Source organism: Haloterrigena salifodinae (assembly GCF_003977755.1).
Taxonomy (GTDB): Archaea; Halobacteriota; Halobacteria; order Halobacteriales; family Natrialbaceae; genus Haloterrigena; species Haloterrigena salifodinae.
In genome coordinates this window covers 433,710-454,428 of the sequence record NZ_RQWN01000003.1, presented here as the reverse complement: position 1 = coordinate 454,428, position 20,719 = coordinate 433,710, and the positions used below count along the sequence as shown (strand labels likewise).

The 20,719-nt window shown below is 65.8% G+C and carries 20 protein-coding genes; 10 read left to right on the top strand and 10 right to left on the bottom strand.

The features are described from left to right. The first annotated feature begins 23 nt into the window (after positions 1 to 23). Positions 24 to 680, top strand: a complete 657-nt coding sequence (locus tag EH209_RS16760) for a DUF6517 family protein (RefSeq protein ID WP_126663999.1) — start codon at positions 24 to 26, stop codon at positions 678 to 680. Positions 681 to 807: 127 nt separating this feature from the next. Then, a complete protein-coding gene (locus EH209_RS16755; protein ID WP_126663998.1) occupies positions 808 to 1,488 on the top strand; it encodes a class I SAM-dependent methyltransferase in 681 nt (226 codons plus the stop codon). A gap of 45 nt (positions 1,489 to 1,533) precedes the next feature. Here EH209_RS16755 and EH209_RS16750 read toward each other — a convergent pair whose 3' ends face one another. Further along, positions 1,534 to 1,872, bottom strand: coding sequence for a DsrE family protein (locus tag EH209_RS16750; RefSeq protein WP_126663997.1), 339 nt, complete (start codon positions 1,870 to 1,872; stop codon positions 1,534 to 1,536). A 600-nt stretch (positions 1,873 to 2,472) separates the two neighbouring features. On the opposite strand from EH209_RS16750, the gene EH209_RS16745 reads away from it, so the two are divergent. Both EH209_RS16745 and metX read left to right on the top strand, forming a co-directional pair. Beyond that, on the top strand, positions 2,473 to 3,792 hold the full coding sequence (locus tag EH209_RS16745) for an O-acetylhomoserine aminocarboxypropyltransferase/cysteine synthase family protein (protein ID WP_126663996.1): 1,320 nt from the start codon (positions 2,473 to 2,475) through the stop codon (positions 3,790 to 3,792). 26 nt (positions 3,793 to 3,818) lie between these two features. Continuing rightward, entirely contained in the window at positions 3,819 to 5,030 is a 1,212-nt protein-coding gene (gene metX / locus EH209_RS16740) for a homoserine O-acetyltransferase MetX (protein WP_126663995.1), read from the top strand. Between the two features lie 98 nt (positions 5,031 to 5,128). Here metX and EH209_RS16735 read toward each other — a convergent pair whose 3' ends face one another. From EH209_RS16735 to serB, 3 genes are all read right to left on the bottom strand, one after another. After that, a complete protein-coding gene (locus EH209_RS16735) occupies positions 5,129 to 5,710 on the bottom strand; it encodes a hypothetical protein (protein ID WP_126663994.1) in 582 nt (193 codons plus the stop codon). Between the two features lie 650 nt (positions 5,711 to 6,360). Further along, positions 6,361 to 6,762 (bottom strand): hypothetical protein, encoded by a 402-nt coding sequence (locus EH209_RS16730; RefSeq protein WP_008893186.1) that lies wholly within the window; start codon positions 6,760 to 6,762, stop codon positions 6,361 to 6,363. A gap of 218 nt (positions 6,763 to 6,980) precedes the next feature. Continuing rightward, a complete protein-coding gene (serB, locus tag EH209_RS16725; protein ID WP_126663993.1) occupies positions 6,981 to 7,631 on the bottom strand; it encodes a phosphoserine phosphatase SerB in 651 nt (216 codons plus the stop codon). 170 nt (positions 7,632 to 7,801) lie between these two features. Between serB and EH209_RS16720 the strand changes: the two genes are divergently transcribed. Then, complete coding sequence (locus EH209_RS16720) at positions 7,802 to 9,073, top strand: DUF6498-containing protein (RefSeq protein WP_126663992.1); 1,272 nt, start codon at positions 7,802 to 7,804, stop codon at positions 9,071 to 9,073. Positions 9,074 to 9,190: 117 nt separating this feature from the next. On the opposite strand, the gene EH209_RS16715 is transcribed toward EH209_RS16720, so the two are convergent. The 4 genes from EH209_RS16715 to EH209_RS16700 all read right to left on the bottom strand — a co-directional run bounded on the left by EH209_RS16715 (position 9,191) and on the right by EH209_RS16700 (position 11,614). Next, positions 9,191 to 9,976: an MOSC domain-containing protein gene (locus EH209_RS16715; protein WP_126663991.1), complete on the bottom strand. Its 786-nt coding sequence runs from the start codon at positions 9,974 to 9,976 to the stop codon at positions 9,191 to 9,193. A gap of 137 nt (positions 9,977 to 10,113) precedes the next feature. Further along, complete coding sequence (locus EH209_RS16710; RefSeq protein ID WP_126663990.1) at positions 10,114 to 10,617, bottom strand: hypothetical protein; 504 nt, start codon at positions 10,615 to 10,617, stop codon at positions 10,114 to 10,116. A 113-nt stretch (positions 10,618 to 10,730) separates the two neighbouring features. Next, a complete protein-coding gene (locus EH209_RS16705) occupies positions 10,731 to 11,060 on the bottom strand; it encodes a hypothetical protein (RefSeq protein ID WP_126663989.1) in 330 nt (109 codons plus the stop codon). Between the two features lie 2 nt (positions 11,061 to 11,062). After that, entirely contained in the window at positions 11,063 to 11,614 is a 552-nt protein-coding gene (locus EH209_RS16700; RefSeq protein WP_249038822.1) for a calcium-binding protein, read from the bottom strand. A 760-nt stretch (positions 11,615 to 12,374) separates the two neighbouring features. On the opposite strand from EH209_RS16700, the gene EH209_RS16695 reads away from it, so the two are divergent. After that, complete coding sequence (locus EH209_RS16695) at positions 12,375 to 14,216, top strand: hypothetical protein (protein ID WP_249038821.1); 1,842 nt, start codon at positions 12,375 to 12,377, stop codon at positions 14,214 to 14,216. A 93-nt stretch (positions 14,217 to 14,309) separates the two neighbouring features. Further along, on the top strand, positions 14,310 to 15,896 hold the full coding sequence (gene serA, locus EH209_RS16690) for a phosphoglycerate dehydrogenase (RefSeq protein ID WP_126663987.1): 1,587 nt from the start codon (positions 14,310 to 14,312) through the stop codon (positions 15,894 to 15,896). A gap of 179 nt (positions 15,897 to 16,075) precedes the next feature. On the opposite strand, the gene EH209_RS16685 is transcribed toward serA, so the two are convergent. Together EH209_RS16685 and EH209_RS25265 are read right to left on the bottom strand one after the other, a co-directional pair. Continuing rightward, a complete protein-coding gene (locus EH209_RS16685) occupies positions 16,076 to 17,092 on the bottom strand; it encodes an AI-2E family transporter (RefSeq protein ID WP_126663986.1) in 1,017 nt (338 codons plus the stop codon). Positions 17,093 to 17,271: 179 nt separating this feature from the next. Next, positions 17,272 to 17,400, bottom strand: a complete 129-nt coding sequence (locus EH209_RS25265; protein WP_449271921.1) for a DUF7577 domain-containing protein — start codon at positions 17,398 to 17,400, stop codon at positions 17,272 to 17,274. A gap of 335 nt (positions 17,401 to 17,735) precedes the next feature. Here EH209_RS25265 and EH209_RS16680 point away from each other — a divergent pair, with 335 nt between their 5' ends. The 3 genes from EH209_RS16680 (at position 17,736) to EH209_RS16670 (ending at position 20,652) form a co-directional block, all read left to right on the top strand. Next, positions 17,736 to 18,824 carry a CARDB domain-containing protein gene (locus EH209_RS16680; protein ID WP_126663985.1) on the top strand — a complete coding sequence of 363 codons (1,089 nt, stop codon included), beginning with the start codon at positions 17,736 to 17,738 and terminating at the stop codon, positions 18,822 to 18,824. 265 nt (positions 18,825 to 19,089) lie between these two features. Next, entirely contained in the window at positions 19,090 to 19,464 is a 375-nt protein-coding gene (hisI, locus tag EH209_RS16675) for a phosphoribosyl-AMP cyclohydrolase (protein WP_126663984.1), read from the top strand. Between the two features lie 6 nt (positions 19,465 to 19,470). Then, complete coding sequence (locus EH209_RS16670) at positions 19,471 to 20,652, top strand: DUF7118 family protein (RefSeq protein WP_126663983.1); 1,182 nt, start codon at positions 19,471 to 19,473, stop codon at positions 20,650 to 20,652. Positions 20,653 to 20,719 lie beyond the last annotated feature (67 nt).

The window sequence follows — 20,719 nt, the reverse complement described above, 5'->3', positions numbered from 1 at the left end:
TCTCTGACGACCTGTCTTCCTCGATGACTTTCACGCGCCGCGGATTCCTCGTAATGGGGGCGACCGCCGGAGCGAGCGCGCTCGCCGGCTGTACCGATTTCGTCGCCGATTCGCTCTCGTCGGATTCGGCGACCGTCGCTCGAGGGGCCCTCGAGGAGACCGGCTACGCCGAACGCACCGTCGAAGAGGTCGTCGTCGAGCGGACCGTCGGCCGGTTCGGACTCGAACGGACGATGGAGGCCCGCAACTGGTACACCGAGTACGACCGCGCGATCGCGCTCGACGCGCTCGGGCTGGGTCGGCTGCAGGCGTCGGTCGTCTCCGTGCTCACGACGCCGCAGGTGTCGGTACTCGGGAAGACGTTCAACCCCGTTGGCGACTACTCGACGGACGAACTCGTCGCGCTGATCCAGAGCCGGTACGACGAACTCGAGAACGTCGAGCACGTCGGCGAGGAGTCGGTTTCGGTACTGGGGACGGAGACGACGCTGGCCCGCTACCGCGCCGAGGCCCGACTGATCGATGCCGGGACGACCGTCGACGTCTTCCTGCAGGTCAGTGAACCCGTCGCCCACGGAGACGACTTCGTGATCGGCGTCGCCGTCTTTCCCCAGGCACGGGGCTTCGAAACCGAGTCCGGGAACGTTCGGACGCTGCTCGAGACCCTCGAGCACGACTGAGCGACCCGCGGCGAGAACGGCCCGAGGGCTCGAGCAACCCGCGGCGAGAGCGCCGTTTCGTGCGAAGCGAACCCACAGCATTACGTCGAATCGGGAACATCGTCCACGGGATGAAGGGTGTTCGGTCGTGACGCAGCCAGCCCAAGACGACGAAACCGTCAAAGAACTCGTCCAGCAGCACTGGGACGGCCGCGCGGCGACGTTCGACGAGGAACCCCAACACGGGATTCACACCGGCGAACAGCGCGACCGCTGGCTCGAGGTCCTCCGCGAGCGGATCGGCGACGACCCGCGTCGCGTCCTCGACGCGGGCTGTGGAACGGGCGTCCTCTCGCTGTTGCTGGCGGCACTCGACCACGACGTTACGGGCGTCGATTTCGCGCCGTCGATGCTCGAACGAGCCCGGGAGAAGGCTCGAGCAGCGGGTCACTCGATCGAGTTCCACCGCGGGGACGCGGAGACGCTCGCCGTTCCGGACGACGCGTTCGACCTCCTCACGGCCCGCCATCTCGTCTGGACGCTGCCGAACCCCGCGGCGGCGATCCGAGAGTGGCGGCGGGTCGTCGAGCCGGGCGGTCGAATCCTCCTTATCGAGGGGTACTGGGACCACGACGAACCGTGGGACGAGTACGAGGCCATCCACGACGATCTCCCGCTGTACGACGGCCGACCCCCGGACGAACTGCGCGAGGTGCTCCTCGAGGCAGGTCTCCGGGACGTTGAGTACGAACCGCTGCAGGATCCGACGCTGTGGGGTCGAGAACCCCGCCACGACTATTATCTGATGAGCGGGACCGTTCCTCGCTGATGCGCGGATCGGCCGAACGGCGAGCCGCGAACCGCACCCCGTCGGCTACGGTCGAATGTAGGCGTACCCCTCGTCCTGCAGCCGGGTCAGTTCTCCGCCGCCAGAAGGAACGGTCTCCACGCCGTCGACGAGGTCCGACTCCGCGAGGTCCTTCAACTCGAGCGTGTTGCCACAGGCCTTGACCGCGACGCCGGTCTCGAGCAGTTCTTCGACCATGTTACTGCCGTCGCCGCCGGCCGTCAGCGGTTCGATCCCCTCGGCCTGCGCGACGATGGCGATGTCGTCGACCTCGACAGAGTCGTCTTCCGTGAGGTTCTTGGCGATGGTGAGGGCGGTCTGTCGCTGGTCCGGGTCGTCAGCGATCAGGTGGAATACTGTCTGCACGATCGGCTCTCGGCCACGTGCGGTGGTAGATGTTGGCCCTGCAAGGTGAGGTCGCTCGAGCACTCGTAGTTTCGTGCTTCGAACTCTAACACCGTATGAGAATTTGCGAGCGCAGCGAGCAGTTTGCTACGAGAGAGCGTTGCTCTCTCGGCATCACGAAAGAGCGCTCTGCGCTCTTTCGAACGACACCGCCGGAGCGGGCGAAGCCCGCGGAGGCGGCCCTTTTTCATCGAAGTCCACGAGAGCGGAGCTCTCGCGGGCCCATCAGAAATCGAAGATTTCTGAGGTCGTTTTTGCGCCTACGAGGGACGCAGTGCGTCCCTCGAACCGTGCGAATAGTGCGAGACCTCCGGTCTCGCATACCATGCGAACGGCCGGAGGCCGTGAGCAGAGGGCGCTGCGCGCCCGTGAGCAGACGAGCGGTGAGTGAGTAGCGTGGGACCGAAGTTCCCACGGACCGTTCGCGCGGCGTTGCCGCGCGAAGACGCAGCGAGCGAACCCGAGGCGGAAAAAGTTCGTGCGTGTGAATACCACTGAATCAGCTGCGGTTTTTGCCGTTACTGAGACGCATATGTTCCTGCAGTAGTATGCATACGAAACATGAGCGACGACGCGAGCGACGGGACCGCCGACGAATCGGAGCGTCCCGAGCGCGGTCTCGGGACACGAAGCGTCCACGCCGGCCAATCGCCCGATCCAGAGACGGGAGCGATGGCCCCGCCGATCTTCCAGACGACCTCCTACGTCTTCGACGACGCCGACACCGCCGCCGACCGCTACGCCTTGGAGGACGAGGGCTACATCTACTCCCGCATCGCGAACCCGACCGTTCGCACCCTCGAGAAACGCCTCGCCTCGCTCGAGGGCGGCGCGGACGCGGTCGCGACGGCCAGCGGGATGGCCGCGCTGGATTCCGCCACGCTGATCCTCGCCGAGGCGGGCGACAACGTGGTCTGCTCGACCGACACCTACGGCGGGACGACGGCCTACTTCTCGAAGACCGCCTCCCGCAGAAACATCGAGACGATGTTCGTCCCCACCCTCGAGTATGAGGCGTACGCCGACGCCATCGACGAGGACACCGCGTTCGTCCACGTCGAGACGATCGGCAACCCCTCGCTGGTGACGCCGGACTTCGAGCGCGTCGCCGAGATCGCCCACGAGAACGGCGTGCCGCTCGTGGTGGACAACACCTTCGCGACGCCGGCGCTCTGTCGCCCACTGGAACACGGGGCCGACGTCGTCTGGGAGTCGACGACCAAGTGGCTCCACGGCTCCGGCACGACTGTCGGCGGCGTCCTCGTCGATGGGGGCTCGTTCCCGTGGGGCGAGCACGGCTACGACGAGATCGCGGGCCCGAACCACGCCTACCACGACGTCGACTTCTCGCGGGACTTCCCCGAAGCACCGTTCGCCGCGACGGCGCGCTACCGCTCGCTGCGTAGCCTGGGGAACCAGCAGTCACCGTTCGACGCCTGGCAGACCCTGCAGGGACTCGAGTCGATGCCGCTCCGAGTCGAGAAACACTGCGAGAACGCCCAGGTCGTCGCGGAGTACCTGGCCGACCACGAGGACGTCGCCTGGGTCACCCATCCGGGCCTCGCGGATCACCCGACCCACGACAACGCCACCCGCTATCTGTCGGACTTCGGCGGCATGGTCGCGTTCGGCCTCGAGGGCGGCTTCGAGGCGGGCAAGACCTTCTGCGAGAACGTCGAGGTCGCGCAGTTCCTCGCGAACATCGGCGACGCGAAGACGCTGGTCATCCACCCCGCGAGCACGACCCACGGCCAGTTGACCTCCGAGGAGCGGGAGGAAGCGGGCGTGACCGACGACCTCATCCGGATGTCGGTTGGGATCGAGGACCCCGCGGACATCCTGGCCGATCTCGAGCAGGCCATCGAGGCCGCGAGCGACTGATACCCTGACTCCACCAACTCACAGCTATGACGACCAAAAACACGATCGACCTCGGCGAGTTCCAGTTCCTCTCCGGGGAATCGATCCCGAGCCTCGAGGTAGCCTACGAGACCTACGGCGAGTTTACGGGCGACAATGCGGTGCTGGTCTGCCACGCGCTCACCGGGAGTTCTCACGTCGCCCGGCGGCCGGACTCGGGCGGCGACACCGCCGGTCAGGCCCGCGCCTGGTGGGGCGACGTCGTCGGCCCCGGGAAGGCCATTGACACCAGCGAGTACTACGTGGTCTGTGCGAACGCGCCCGGGTCGTGTTACGGGACGACCGGCCCGTCCAGCGAGAGCCCCGAGACGGGCGAGCCCTACGGGACCGACTTCCCGCCGGTCACGGTCGGCGACTGGACCCGGTCCCAGCGCAAGTTGCTGGACGAACTCGGCGTCGGTCGCCTCCGCGCGGTCGTCGGCGGCAGCGTCGGCGGGATGAACGTCCTCGACTGGCTGCGCCGGTACCCGGACGACGTCGAGCGGGCCGGCGTCGTCGCTTCGGCCGCTCGTCTCGATCCGCAGTGTCTCGCGCTCGATACGGTCGCCCGGCGGGCGATCACCAGCGATCCGAACTGGAACGGCGGCCACTACTACGGCGGTCCCGAGCCCGAGGACGGGCTGGCTCGAGCGCGCCAGATCGGTCACATTATGTACCTCTCGAAGGCCTCGATGAGCCGCAAGTTTGGCCGGCGCTCGGCGGGCCGGGAGACCGTCCGCGAGGAGCAGCCCGACCCCGCGGCCGCCTTCTTCCCCTACCGGGAGGTCGAGTCCTATCTCGACTATCAGGCTGAGAAGTTCGTCGATCGGTTCGACGCCAACAGCTACCTCTACATGACCCGCGCAATGGACGACTTCGATCTCTCGGCGGGCTACGAGTCCGACGCCGACGCGCTGGCGGCGTTCGAGGGGGAACTCCTCCTGCTTTCCTTTACCGGCGACTGGCACTTCACCACCGAGCAGGCCGAGGCGCTGGCCGAGGCCGCCCGCGAGGCGAGCGTCGACGTCGCCCACCACGTCGTCGAGTCCGACCACGGCCACGACGCCTTCCTCGTCGAACCCGAGAAGGCCGGGCCGCCGCTGTCGGACTTGCTCGAGACCGGCCTCGCCGGCCGGGCGATCACCGACACCGCCGGCGAGGACGAGCCCGCCGAGTCCGAGTCGTTCGCGCCGGTTCACACGAGTCTCTTCTCAGAGTAACGTGCCGGCGCACCGTCGCGAAAAAACCGTCGTATCGGTCGAACCGCACTGCGCTGCAGGTCACCGCATCGTCGACCGAAACCGATCCCTCGAGCCGATCAGGCGGCCGATCGCTGCACGTCAGGGACGAGGTTGCGCATGACGTAGACGGTCCCGGCCGCAATGGCACCGACGACGAGGCCGAGGACGACGGCGTTGATGATCAGGCCGCCGACCTCGATATCGGTGTTGTCCAGTTGTGACACGGCGAGGAACGACGAGAGGATCCACAGCGCGGCCGTGCCGGCCAGCGCGCCTGCACCGGCGGTGAGCATCGTCTGTCGGTCGTCGGCCGCCATCCGAACGCCGAGGTAGCCGCCGACGAGCAGCGCGATCGTCGCAGCGATGTGCGGGACGCCGCTGATCGGTATTCCGGCGAACGTGAGCGCGACGAAATCACTGCCGATGCCACCGTCGACGATACTCTCGTCGACGATTTCGCTGAGAATTACGATAAGCCCCATTCCGGCCCCCAGAAGGGCGTAGAGGGCGACGATCGCCTTGACGTACGCCTTCGTAAGCGGTTCCGTCAGGAGGTCCGTAAGCGCCTCCTGGTTCGCCGCCGGCTGGGCCGGCTGTCCGCGAGTCGCGGTCTCGTCGTAACTCGTTTGCTCCTCTGCCTCGAGGTTCGAATCTGACATATTACGGGACTCTCAGCTACAATACTTATTCTTTCTGGGAGAACAGTCAGCTTTGATAATACTATTGGCGTCACGTGCCACGCAGCGGCGTCACCGACCGACGGACCGACGAGTCAGCTATCGGTCGATAGCGTGTGTCTCGGCCTCGAGACGGACGCGGTCGACTGTTCCCAGTCACCGATCGGTTTTGCGTCTCTCCGAGTTGTAGCGACCGAACTCGCTCGAGGACGTATCCGGGAACGGTGACCTCGGTCCCGACGACCGGGGCGTTCTCGCTTTGGACCTGAACGAACCGGTCGACGATCCACGCGACTGTCACGTCCGTCGGCAGTGCGTCGCTTTCCAGTGCCTCGTACGACTGAGAGTCGGTACCACTCCCTCGCATCCCCGTCTGCGTGGCTAACACCGCCGATGATGCCCCCGAAACAAACTGCCGCCGCTTCATATTCTGCTCTAGAACTACTGTATGGAATTTTAACCTTCTATATATCCTGAAATTCTCGCTGATAGTATCACGCGGGCATCGATCCAAACTGTGCGTGAGACCGCCAGCAACTGCGTCGCTGTGAATCAACTACGTCGATCTGCCGCAGTAGTATCACGGACAAGTTCGGCGGGCCGGGAGCGTCGTCTCGAAAACAGGCTGCAACTCAGTCCGCGGAGCCGTCGGTCGACGAGCGGTACTGGTGATCAGCGTCCGACGGGACGAACTGGCTGGAGTTGACCGACGACGAGGAGCCGGTGAGCCAGCGCCGGAGATCGCTCGCGAAGAGGACGGGGCTCTCGAGTCGGAAGAGCCGACCCGTGATGCTCATCCCGGTCGGCGAGCGGATCATCGCGATCAGGGCCCACATCGTGCCGGCCGCGAGCGATCCCATCGCGGAGTTCGACATGCCGAGGCTGAGGAAGGTCATGCCGTAAACGAACCCGATCGCCATCGAGGGGAGGCTCGTTCCGAGGGGAACGCGAGCACTGGCGTCGCGGAGGGTCGGCGCCAGGAAGATGATTGAGAGCCCGCTTCCAATCATGAAGATGAAGTCTTGCCACATCATACAACTACTTACTCGATCGCGAGTTAAAACCCTCTCGGTATTGAAATCGGCCGTTATAGTGGACATTCGTCGATTCGTGATTGTTCTCGTTCGGATCCAGTACTGGCATGATCGATAGTGTGAAATTCGTTCGATACAGCGGTCGCTCCCGAGTAATACGACCTGGTAATGCGGCGTAGTCGTCCGGGCGACCCGGTCGAAATTAGAGAAACGAGCCGTTACTCGCCGCGCTCCGAGAGGACGCTTTCCTCGAGGAAGACCTCGCGGGCCTCGGCCATCGAGGTTACGACGACGTCGCAGTGGGGTTCGACGGCCGGTTTCGGCTCGAAGCCGACCGCGAGGCCAGCGACTTCCAGCATCGGCAGGTCGTTAGCACCGTCGCCGACCGCAACGGTGTCTTCGAGGCTGACGCCGACGTCGTCGGCGAGGGCCTCGAGCGCGTCGTCCTTGGTGCCCTCGATGAGCGGCCCCTCGACGGCACCCGTGAGTTCGCCGTCCTGCATCGGGAGTCGGTTCGAGACGATGTGGTCGACGGCGACGTCCTCGCGCTCGAGCGCGGCGGCGACGCCGCGTTCGAAGCCGCCGGTGAGGATCGCGGTGGTGATACCGGTGTCGTTCAGTTCGGCGATGAGGTCGGCGGCACCCTCCCGGAGTTCGACCTGATCGAAAGCCGCCTCGGCCTCCGCTTCCGGCAGGCTCTCGAGGAGCGCCGCGCGCTTGCGGAGGCTCTCGGCGTAGTCGATCTCGTCGTTCATCGAGCGCTCGGTGATCTCGGCCATTTCGTCGGCGACGTCGCGGCGATCGCCGAGCAACACGGTCATCTCGGAGTCCGAAAGCGTCCCGTCGAAGTCGAAAGCGACGACTGTCATCGCCCGCCGATTGTCGGCCCCCGGATAAACCAGTTCAGGTTTCGCTCCGGCGGGTTGGGACCGCGCTCGGCGAGTCGAACCGGTGGCGGCGACACGATTTCCGAGCGGCCGCGATTTGAAAGGCAGTTTACTTATTCCGGCTGCCAGTATCGTTCGAGGGAAACTCACCGATGCGCACGCTCCGGCCTCCGACTCGAGACGATTCGGCGACGTTTCTCCCGACGCTGGTCGCGAACCTGCTTCCGCTGGTCGGCGTCCTCCGACTCGGGTGGGAGCCCACGACGCTGGTGTTCGTCTACGCCGCCGAGGTGCTGGTATCGTTGCTGGTCGCGAGCGGGAAGGCGCTGTTCGCCCAGCGTCGGCCGACGAGTGACCGGGAGGCCGGCGTGCTGTCGGTCTCGGACGCCCTGCTGACGGCCAAACGCGGCGGCGTTCGGCCGGTCGCGTGGCTGCCGTCGATCCCGGTTCGGAACGTCTCGTTCGCGCTGATCGTCTTCTACGTGACGCCGGTGTACGCGTTTTTCGTCGGGTTCTATCTGCACGAAACCTTCGACGCCGGGATGGAACTGCTCCGGGCCGAGGTGCTGTTAAGCGTCGCCGCGCTGTTCGTCGGACAACTCGTTGCGATCGGCCGCGACTATCTCGGTCGGCGGCGGTACGAACACACCTCTCCCTACGCGGTCGTCGAGACGCCCGCTCGACGGGTGTTCTTCCTGGCCTTCGTCCTGACGGTCGGCCCCGCCGTCGGTTCGACCGGTGCGCTCGCCCTCGTCGTCTGTGCGAAACTCCTCCTCGAGTGGGCGACGTTCCGCGCGACCCGCGACGAGGGGGACTCGAGTCGGCTCGCGGACTGGTTCGTCGTCTCGCCCGCGTCGGCGGACACCGATGATGACGATGGCGGCGGCGCCGAGAGAGCGGTTCGCGTCCCGGCAGTGCCGCCGCGAGCACGTCTCAGACCCGACCGATCGCTGGTCGTCCGCAAGGGCGCCCTCCGCGCGCTCGCTCGGATCGCCGGCAGCGCGCCGCTGTTCGGCCTGCTCTGGGTGGCGGTCGTCTCCGGCCTCGCGAGCGCGACCAGCTCGGCGCTGGTCGTCCCTGTCGGCGCCGCCGCGCTGGTCGCCGCGGCGCTGCTCGCGTTCGGCGTCCAGCTCGCCGCCTACTTCCTTCGGTACGGTACCCTCGAGTACCGGCGTCACGACGAGACGATCGTCGCCTACGATACCTTCCTCGAGGAACCCCAGTGGGCGGCGCCGGTGCAAGAAATCCGGGACGTGACGGTCGCCACCGACTGGTTCGACGAGCGACTCCTCGACGCCGGGTGGCTCCGGCTGACGGTCGGCTGGGACGATGGCGCGCCCGCGCGGGAAATCGGCCCGGTACGGGACACGATACGTGTCGCCGAAGCGCTCGAGATACCGTCCGCCTCGAAACCGACCGCGTGACGATGGGTTTCGGCGCCTCGAGTTCGACGTTCTTCGGCTGCCGGTGCACTATCGCACACGCACGAGGGTACGCACAAAAGGAAAGGACAGCCACTCTACCGGCTCTATGCGCTCGAGTCAGTCGTCGACGACGCGCACGGAATCCCCGACGCGAAGCATTTTGCCGCGGTCGGCCTCGGCCACGCGGGAGATGAGCATCGCCGTGTAGTAGTGGTCGAAGGCGTCCGCGTCGGCCCAGTTGGGGAACGTTTCCTCGCGTTTCTCGACGAATCGCTGCTGAAACTCCTCGATCGGCTCGCCGGACTCGGGGTCTCGTCGGGGGACGACGCAGCGACCGCAGGGGGTGACGCCCTCGAACCGGACGCCGTCGACCTCGAAGGCCGGTGCGTCCTCGCCGACGAAGCGGTCCTCCCAGAACGGCTCGACGCCACCGATCTCGACGTTCGCGCGGAGGCGCCGACGAGCCCCCTCGACGGTCATCCCCTCGTCGTCGAACCAGTCGGCGACGGTCTCGAGTGTGGCGGTGCTGATCACCGACGGCCCCATCTCGCGGCGGTCGACGTAGCCCAGCGTTCGGTCGCGCTCGAGGGTCAACTCTACGTCGAAGAAGTCACCGAACCAGTCCGCGGCGCGGTCGCGGCCGGCGTCCGTCTCGAGGTCGAACCGGACCCGTTCGCCGTCGGGCGCTTCGACCGAGAGCTCGGTCCGTTCCGGATCGAAATCGGTCCGCAGGTCGTGGACCCGATCCGTCCGCTTCCCGTTGAGCACCTCGCCGTCCGCGTCGAAGAGGGCGAACTCCCGATCGGACGCGAGCGTGCCGCCCGCGAGGAGTTCGGCGGTCTCGAGTTCGATACCGTCGAGTCCCTTGATCGGATAGACCCTGAGCCGCTCGAGTCGTGCCATTAGTAGAACGTGACATGAGGGGCACATATAGTTGTTCGTTCGAACGTCATCGGCGGCGACGGTCCGCCGGTCGGCGCCGGTAGCCGATCGCTCGGACGACGGTTCGATCGGGCTACCGACGGGCGCTCCCCGTCGCGTCACTCCTCGTCGACGCGACGGGCGGTCACCCGAAATAGGTTCAGCCGCGTGCTAAACACCTGCGCGTCGCCGATGAGCTCGTACTCCGCACCCGTCTCGAGTTGCTCGCGAGCGAAGAGGTGAGTCGTGGTTCCGACCGCCCCGCCCTCGAGCGTCGAGCGAGCGACGTAGCCCGCGTACTCGTCGGGTTGCGTGAGGACCGGCACCGTTTCGCCGTCGGGGGTTCGAAGAAGCCGAACGACGGTCGTCGCCGGTAGTCGATCGACGAGGCGAACGGTCAACCCCGGGCGGTAGTCGTCGAGCGATACCAGCACGAGATGACGGTCTTCGGACTGCGCGTCCGCCTCGGACGACTCGGTCTCGACGTCGGTGGCTTCGATCGAGGCGGACGTACCGACGACGACGATACTGGCGGTGCCGATCCGCGCTTTCGATGCGTTCGACGACTCGCCCGCTGCGGCCGACGACCCGTTCGACTGATTCTGACTCCGTTCGGCGGTCATGTGACGGTGTGGTAGTGGCAGTCTCTGTCGGTCGTTCGTCCATCGGCGTCGATTCGGACCCGCTGCCCGAATCCGAGCAAAAATAATCGACGGAGGATTACGCGACGGAAGCGCTACGAGACGTCGGTCGAGAGGAGGTTCAGCGTCGGGCTGAACATCGTCGCTTCTTCGCCGAGCGTCGCGCTATCGCCGCTACTGATGGTCCCGCCGCGGATGAACATGAGCGTCGTGGGACTTACCGGACCGCCGTCGACCTGGTACCGCACGACGTGGCCGACGTACTCGTCGGGCTGGGAAATCTCCGGAACGGCCTCGCCGTCGGCGGTCTGGAGGATCCGCACCGTCGTGCTCGTTTCGAGCTGCGAGATGACCTCGAAGTCCTCGCCGGCTTCATAATCGTACGTGAAGACCAATATTTGTCCGTCGCCGTTGTCTTGCACCATTGTCAGTCACCTCCCATATTGGCGGTCGTGTCGTTTCCGGTCGTGGTGGGCTCTTCTTCCGTGACGTTGCCGGTATCCTCTTGGACGACGTCTCCGGTGTCCTCGGTCGTGTCGGTCGTGGCTCCAGAGCTTCCCAGCGTCGTGTTGAGGAGGTTCAGATCGGAACTCAGCACCGAAGCCTCCTCACCCATCGTCCCGCTGTCATCGGCGCTCAGGCTCTGGCCGCGCACGAACAGGAACGTCGTGATCCCCGACTGCTGGCCGATATCATATCGGATGATGTGGCCGGACCACTCGTCGGGCTGGGAGATTTCCGGAATGGTCTCCCCCTCTAGCTGCAGTACCTCGACGGTCGTGCTCGTCTGAAGCGGCGCGATGACGTCGAAGTTCCCGCCGGGATAGTAATTGTTCGCGAAGACCGCTACTTGGTCTCCCTGTGCTCCGACTGTGGCCGTCCCGAAGGCGCCCGTTCCGAGCGTCAGCGCACCCGTCGCGAGTGCACCCTTCGCCATGAACGACCGCCTCGAGTCGCCTGTTGTGTCTTGTTCGCTCATTTTGCTCTCACGCCCTCGTGGGCGCACAATCCTTGCCCGAGTTGCCAGATAAACGCCGTCGACCGTTCCTTCTAGTATCCATCAATTTAATATGAGTAGCAGTATTCAGTGGTTGTTTCGATAGTATCCGTCAATCTGGTACGTCTAACGCTATTGTTCGTGTGATGGGTCTGGAATATAAAGAGATTTTTTGGTCCAATTTGTCGGATGGCTGGTTCTGACAGGCCCGGGTAACGATCGTCCCGGGCGAGCAAACAGCTGATTGTGTCGTTCGTTCGAGGAAATAGTTACTGCCGCGGGTGACAGCCCGTTGAATGGACGCAGGCTCGCGACCAACGATCTTCTACGCGCCGAAATACAGCGATAGTTGGCGATTGATCTTGCAACGGTCCGTGCCTCGAGCGAGATCGTTCGGCCGGATCGATCCGTTCCTGTCCGTCATCGAATACGCACCGACTCGCGTTCGCGACTGTAACGGAAATCGTCACCTTCCGACCGAACAGTTCCGCTTCGTCGATCCGCGCCGCGGCCAGATCGTCCGGAATCTCGACAGACGGGCGACGAGTGAATCGGCCGCGCGCCGGTGGGGACCGGTTGCCGAGTGGTTCGCGATCACTGCTCGATCCGGACGGCGCAATCGGACGCTGCGTTTCGAACGGTAGCATCTTTTATCCAGCCGCTCATCCAACTGTGCCGGAGCATGGTAACGTATAGCAATGGCAACCGACCGCTCCCTCGAGGCGTGTCCCGTCGACGATTCGTGACGGCGGCAGTCGGCAGCGCGGGGCTGCTGGCGATCGGCGGGATCTCGTCGGCCCAGGACGATGACGGCGAGTTCTCCGACGCCCGACTCGTTTCGACGCGGGATTTCGACGCCGAGATCATCCACACGCTCTACACCTACCGGAAGCGGCGCGCACTCGAGGTGCTCCTCTCCGATCCGGAGGTCCACGCGATCGCCGAGGACATGCGCTCGAGTTACGAGGCGTACGATCCGTACACGAACTCCCTCGATGCGGTCAGCGTGCAAGGCAGTCCGGACGTCGAAATCGAAGGCAGTCTCGACGAAGGGGTCGTCGACGTCACGGCCGTCGACAGACGGGTCGCGTACGGACTCGTCGATCGACGGACCGACTCCCTCGCCGCGCTGACGATCACCGACCCGGAGGACGTCTCGTGGCGGGCCTGGGAGGCGGACGACGCGGGGCTCGAGGAAGCGCGGCTCCGACGGCTCTTCGAAGACGCCCGCGTACAGGAGTACGCCGACGGCAACGACTGGTTTCCGTCGCTGCCGATCGCCGAATCGATCACGGCGACCGGCGAGATCGAACGCGGCGGCGTGATCCCGATCGTCCTGTTCGTCGACGAGGCCGAAGCGATCACCGCCCTGGTCGTCGATCTCGACGTGCGGAACGACGACGTCGGAGAAGTGAGTGACGTGACGCGAGTCGAGCGGTTCGTCGAGGTTCCGCCGCACGAACTGGCGACGACCATCGTGCCGGCGGACGATACCGTCCTCGGAACCGTTCCGTCGGCCCCGCTCGAGCGGCGACCGTGGTACACCGCGGTCGACGGCGGCCACCGGATCGAGGACCCGCCGGAGCCGTTCGATCGGGACGGGTGGCGAATCGGGTGGGACGACTCGGGAACCCACGGCGTCGAGATCGCCGCCGAGTTTCGGGATCGCCCGGTGTTCGCAAGCTTAGAGTCGCCCGCGACCCTTAGCGGCTACGGCCTCCCGGAACGCGACGGCGAGAACACGCTGGAGTGGTTCTTTCCGGACGACGGGTCCGCGTTCAGCGGCGACGTACTGGTCTGGGACGTCCACAGCGTCGGGGTCGGCGGACCGGGGCTGCTCGGTACCGTGACCTATCCCGGAGGCGCGGACCGACCGGCCGGATTTCGGTTCAGAGCCCACTATCAAAGCAGTGCTCGAGGCGCCGAGGGTCGAGACCACCGCTCGGGCTACCGGTTCGGACAGTCCAGTCACGAACTCGCCACCGAATTCTGGGAGGACGGAACGGTCGTTCCGATCTGGCGCCGCCAGGGACCCGGATTCGTTACCGAATACGCGGCCACGATAGCTGACGGGGTGTCTGCGGACACCGGAACGGATCCCGAGACCGATCCGGACGCGGGTGTCGACGGCGACGCGAGCGAGAACGGCGTTCCCCATCACTCGATCGCAACGGTTGCGATGGACGTCACCCCCGGGACTACCGACGGCGTCGAGATCGAACGCTCCGACGGCGCCGAGTGGACGACGCCGGAAACGGAGTTCTATCTGGTCGGCGAGCCCGGGACGACCGTCCGGTTTTCCAACCCCGAAGGCCCGGAAACGATCGCCGTTCCGCTCGAGGACGGCATGGAGGTCGTCGTCGTCCGCCGCAGCGCCGGGGAGATACCGGGTGCCCAGCGACTTGAGGACCGGGAGATCGAAACCGCGTTCGTCCATCCGGCGCAGTACATCGGCGACGAATCGATTCAGGGCGAACGCGTCGTCGCCTGGCTCCTGCTGGAGGCCGCGACGGCGCGACTCCCGCACCCGACCGGGACCACATCGTTCGAAACGCAGGCGACGATGCGACTGTCCGGCTACTAAACCGTCCCGCGAGTCGGTCTCGTCGAAGCGGTAGTTTTTGCCTCCGCTGGCAACAACGGAAGGGTTTACGTGCTGCGCACGATTGTCTCGCGCATGAAAGTACTGGTCACGGACCCGATCGCCGACGCGGGTCTGGACGTACTTAGAGACGCCGGCCACGAGGTCGAGACAGGCTACGAGCTCGAGGGCGAGGACCTCCTCGAGGCGGTATCGGACGCCAACGGCATGATCGTTCGTTCCGGGACCGAGGTCACCGCCGAGGTGCTCGAGGCCGCCGAGGAGCTCACGATCGTCGGCCGCGCCGGCATCGGCGTCGACAACATCGACATCGACGCTGCCACCGACGAGGGCGTCATCGTCGCCAACGCTCCCGAGGGCAACGTCCGCGCGGCGGCCGAACACACCGTCGCGATGACGTTCGCGACCGCGCGCTCGATCCCGCAGGCCCACATCCGCCTGAAGAACGGCGAGTGGGCGAAAAGCGATTACCTCGGCGCCGAACTCGACGGCAAGACGCTTGGCGTCGTCGGCCTCGGCCGCGTCGGCCAGGAGGTCGCCAAGAAGCTCGACTCGCTGGGCATGGATATCGTCGCCTTCGACCCCTACATTTCCGAGGAGCGCGCCGACCGCCTCGGCGCCGAACTCGTCGACTTCGAGGACTGCCTCGCTCGGGCCGACTTCCTGACGATCCACACGCCGTTGACCCCCGAGACCGAGGGGATGATCGGCGAAGAGGAACTCGACCTCCTCGAGGACGGCTACATCGTCAACGTCGGCCGCGGCGGCATCATTCAGGAGGACGCCCTCGCCGCGAAGGTCGAGGACGGCACCCTCGCCGGCGCCGCGCTCGACGTCTTCGCCGAGGAGCCGCTGTCGACGGACTCGCCGCTGCTCGAGCACGACGAGATCATCGTCACGCCCCACCTCGGCGCCTCGACGGAGGCCGCCCAGGAGAACGTCGCGACCTCGACCGCCGATCAGGTCAACGCTGCACTCACCGGCGAACCCGTCGCGAACGCCCTGAACGCCCCCTCGATCGACGAGAGCGCCTTCCCCCGCCTCGAGCCCTACATCGACATCGCCGAGACTGCCGGCAAGGTCGCCGCCCAGCTGCTCGAGGGCCGCATCGAGGACGTCGAGATCACCTACGAGGGTGACATCGCCGACGAGGACGTCGAGTTCGTCACTGCCAGCGCCCTGAAAGGCGTCTTCGAACCGCTCGAGTGGCAGGTTAACGCCGTCAACGCGCCCCAGATCGCGGAGGATCGGGGCGTCGACGTCACCGAGTCCAAGACCCGACAGGCCGCGGACTTCCAGAGCCTGATCTCGGTGACCGTCAGCAACGACGAGGACGAGGTCTCCGTCGACGGCACTCTCTTCGCCGGCGACGACCCGCGGATCGTCCGCGTCGACGGCTACCGCGTCGACGCCATCCCCCACGGGAAGATGGTCGTCACGCGAAACACCGACGAGCCCGGCGTCATCGGCCTCATCGGCTCCGTCATGGGCGACCACGACGTCAACATCGCCGGCATGTTCAACGCCCGCGAGACCATCGGCGGCGAGGCGCTGACCGTCTACAACGTCGACAGCGAAATCCCCGACGGAGCCCGCGAGGAACTCGAGGCCGACAAGCGCATCATCGGCCTCAACTACATCACGCTGAACGGCCAGGCCTAGATTCCACTATCGACGCTTTTTGCGGTCGAACTGACGGCGCCGCCTCGTCCCGCGCCCGACTCCGTTCGGACGGTCGGTCGTGATTGTCGGCGTCATCGACACGGTGTCTCACGGGCTCTATTCGATCGATACGGCGGACGAGAACGTGCTCACCAGAAGCTGACCGAAGGACCCGAATTCTAAGCGGTCGCGAACACGTCGAGGACGACTTTCGCACACCCGAGAACGACGGGGCCAACAAAGAGGCCGACGAATCCGAATACCGCGATACCACCGAAGATGCCGACGATGACGATCGCGGCGTTGAGTTCGCCCCTGTGACCGATCATCGCCGGTCTGAGGTAGTTGTCGGCGGTGCTGACGGCGACGCCGTATCCGAACAGCAACGCACTCGCCAGCGGCCGCCCCGCGAGTAGCAGATAGACCGATACCGGAAGCCAGACTCCGAACGGACCGATCAGCGGCAGGAGGGCGAGGACGAACGCCGCGACGGTCAGAAACGCGACGCCGGGAACGCCGATCACTAGCAGTCCGATGCCGAGCAGCGCCGCCTGAAGGACCGCAACGATTACGTTTCCGACTATCGACGCCCACATGAGCCGATCGAGTTCGACGATCAACTCGCGCGTGATCTCGTCGTCGAACGGAAGGAGCATCACGATCCAGGCGAGAAACCGGTCGCCGTCCCGCAACAGCGAAAACAGGACGAACACGGTCACCGTGAGTCCGATGAAGAGGCTCGGAAGCCCGCCGACGATTTCGAACGTTTCGGTCGCGACGCCCTGGAACCCGGTCGCGATCGGTTCCCGATACGTCGCGTAGAGGTTGTCGAGTTCGATCGTGAGACCGACTGCCTCGAAGGACGCTTCGACCGCCTCCAGCTCGAATTCGTCCCCCTGAACGCCCGCGGCGAACTCCGTCCCTTCCCGGAACGTGACGAGCAGTAGATACCCGATCGGGAGTAAGACCGCCACTATCGCCGCTCCGGTGAGGAGAACCGCAGCGAGCAGCGGTCCGATACGTCGTTCGAGGGCCCGTTGTGCAGGGGTAAAAACGTAGGCGATCACGCCCGCGAGGAGCACATACTTGAGATACGGGAGCACGATGAACGTCGCGAGACCCGCGCTCAGAAGTGCCAACGCGATCAACGCGAGTCGTTCCGAGATCCATGCCGGTGTGTCGGCTTGTTCGGCCATGACGACTCTACGCCGGCCGACACGATATACCGCAACGCACCGGTGGGTCCACCGATTTCTGTAGTCCGCCCGTCGATACGGAGCGACGCCTTCGACCAGCGCACCCGTACCGCGAGCAGCGGTCGAGGCCAGCGATCAGTTTCGATCCCGTACTCGCAGCCGGACCCGAATCCGCCAGATCAGCGGCTCGCGTCTGCTCTCGCGGGAAGCGTCTGGAGGCAGTTTCGACAGTACGTGTAGCAGTGATCGTTTTCCGTCCCGCAGACGCGACAGGTGACCGGTTTCTCGAGCTGTCTCTGTGAACTCATCGTCGGTGTTCAGCTCTCAAGGGTGATACCCGACGCGCTGACGTTTGCAAGCCCGGCCCCCGCACGAGGACCTATCATACTGCGGTCAAGTCGGCGCCACTGGACGCCGTACTCACGCCCGGTGAGAGGTCGGCTCGTCGCTCAGTCCGTCCGACTGTTCCATTCCCGGAAGAAACCGGCGAGCACCGCTCTTTTCGGCGGGTTACAATCCCGGATCCCGTCGCGTCGGCGGTCGGTATCGACTCACCGTCTCAAGACGTTCACGACCCGATGATTGTAATCGGATATGACGGGTAGCATACATTTTTATGAGCCGGGATATTGCGCTTCTCGATATGAATCGTCGGAAATTCATCGCGGCGACGAGTGTCGGCGTCGGAATGGCGGGCTGTCTCACTGGGAACGGAACCGATGACGGTGACAACGGAACTGATGGCGACGGCACGAACGACGCGAATATCGACGTAAACGACAACGAGGAAGGAAGCCACTCGAGCGATCCCGGCACCGACGGGAACGGGAGTCAGAACGACAGCAACGAGTCCTCGGCCGATTCGGAGCCCGACGAGTCCGACAACTCGACTGAGGACGACGCCGACGAAACGGACGGCGACGAGAACGAGACCGACGACCCGTCGGGGCGAACGACGTCGTTCGAATCCTGCGCGCGAGCGACGGTGTCCGGATCGTTCGCGGACGGCGACGTCGCCTTCGCGAGCACGGGATTCTACGATGAGGACGGTCTCTTCGGCAACACGGTGATCGAAGACGGCGTCGTCTTCGGCGACGACGTCAATGCCCCCTTCTCGGGCACGGTCGCGTTCGAGATCGGCGGCGGGGCGGGCGTCTCCGAGGGGAGCGACGAGATCGTCGTCACGGTTCCCGACTACGGTGGCGTCGGCACCGTGATCACGTCGCTGACGACCGAACAGGCCGATTACGCCGCTGGCGCCCCGACGACGCCGAACCCGCACGCCGAGGACTGTCTCAGCGAACTCGAGGCCGAGGCTGGCGGCGGCGACAACGGCAGCGATGAGAATGACACCGACGCCGACGATAACGGGTCCGATGGCGACGATAGCGGGTCCGACGGCGACGATAGCGGTTCCGACGGCGACGCCGCGGCGTCGTTCGCGGTCTCGATTCTTAGTACCAACTCCCCGGTTGAGGCGGGCGGCTACCTCGAGGGGACCGTGGAGGTCCGGAACACCGGCGGCGCGGCCGGCTCCGCAACCGTCGACCTCGTGGTCGGCCACGATCCGACGACCGTCGAATCGCGGTCGGTGTCGCTCGAGGCCGGCGAACGGACAACGTTCACGATGAGCTACCAGACACCGCCGGTCGCGTCCGACCAGCAGTTCCCCGTCCGCGTCCAGACGGCCGACGATTCGGACCAGCAGACGGTGCGCGTCCGCGGCGTCTAGTAACTGCGAGCGCGGCTTCCGGCCGATTCCCGCGGCGTAAGAATCCGCCCCCTTTCTGAAACCGCACTCGAGCGTACCGGGACGTGATGCTATCGTCAGCTGGGACCGCCGGCGGACGCCTCGTGCGCACGTCGCCGTTCGGCCGCCCGCAGCGGTCCGTTCCCCTCGAGTCTACCGCCGTCGTCCTCCAGTATGCCGCTCTCGAGCGGCCGGAGGCGAGGGCCGTGGCAAAAGACCTATCGCCGTGCCAACCAACCGCCCGTACATGGACGACGACGTTTCGGTCGACTTCGGCGAGGACGGACTCGTCCCCGCCGTGGCACAGGACGCGGAGTCCGGCGAGGTGCTCATGCTCGCCTACGTCTCCCCCGAAGCACTCGAGTGCACGCGCGAGACGGGACGGGCCCATTACTACTCGCGCAGCCGCGACGAACTCTGGGAGAAGGGCGCGACGAGCGGCCACGTCCAGGAGATCGAAGAGGTGCGCGTCGACTGCGACGCCGACACCTTGCTCTACCTGGTCGCCCAGGAGGGCGGGGCCTGCCACACCGGTCACCGGTCGTGTTTCTATCGGACGATCGAGGGCGAGAACGTCGGCGAGGAGGTCTACGACCCCGACGACGTCTACGGCGACGAGTAACCGATCATGAGTGAACGCGCCCACCGCGCCGGCGTCGAGGCCGGCTCCGGTTCCGGCGCCGACGGACAGTCTCCGCTCGAGGTCCTCGAGGGGGCCCGCAGGCGGTTCGAGGATGCCGACCAGCGAATCGCGGACGCGGGCGGCGACGCCGTCGCGGAGGCCGCTGAGGCCTACCGGGACGCGACGGAGCTCCTCGATGACTACGTCGATCGGGCGACGGGTACCGGCCGGGAGAACTTCAAGGCCTACGTCGAACTCGAGGGGCAGTTCGACTCGCTGGTCTCGGAACTGCCCGACGATCTGAAGGGCCGCGAGGCGTTCGAGGAGGCCCTCGACGCGATCGACAAGCGCCGGCTCAGCGAGTCGGACTTCGAGCGCGCCCACGAGGCCCTCGAGCCGGCGGCCCGGTACGCCGAACTGCTCGAGGAACGCGAGGCCGCTCGTGAGGCGATCGACGAGGCCCGAACCGCCGCCGCCAAGCGCCGACGGGTGCTCGCCGATGAAATCTCGGAGCGCGAACGACTGGTCGAACTCGGGGAAGCCGACCTCGAGGCGCCGGTCGAGGAACTCCGCGAGCCGATCGACGCCTACAACGAGGCGATCAAGACGGCCTTCGAGGAGTACCGAGTCGAGATGTCTGCTCACGAGGTGTTCGAACTGCTCGAGCGGAGCCGCTGGTACCCCTTCGTCGACTACGAACAGCCCCCCGACGACCTCGCCACCTACGTCCGCGAGGATCCGGCCGGCGAGTATACGATTCCCGAACTTCTGGAGTACGCGAACTATTCGCGGTCGAAACTCGAGCACTACGTCTCGAGCGCGGACGAACTCAAGCGCCGAGTGGCGACCCAGCAGACGTTCCTCGACGGGATCGACGCCGACCCGCTGACGATCCCGTGGCCGCCGGGCGAGGCGGGCGTCCTGCGGCGCCGCGTCCGCGAGTGTCGCCCGTTCGTCGAGCGCGTCGCCGACGAGGACGCCGTCGCGAAACTGCGGTCGATCCGGCGACTCACGACCGATCCCGAGTTCGAGTACGACCGACTCCAGACCGCGGCGCAGGCGGTCGCACAGCTCTCTCCCGACGAACGCGAGCGGCTGGCCGACGGCCGTGTTGCCGACAAACTCGAGTCGCTGCGAGACGAGCGGGCGCGGCTGGAGGAGGCGCTCGAGGTCGAGGATCCGATCTGAGCGTCGGGTTCAGCGATCTCCCCGTTCGAGGGGCGACGACTGAAGGCGCCGGCCGTCGTAACGCCGG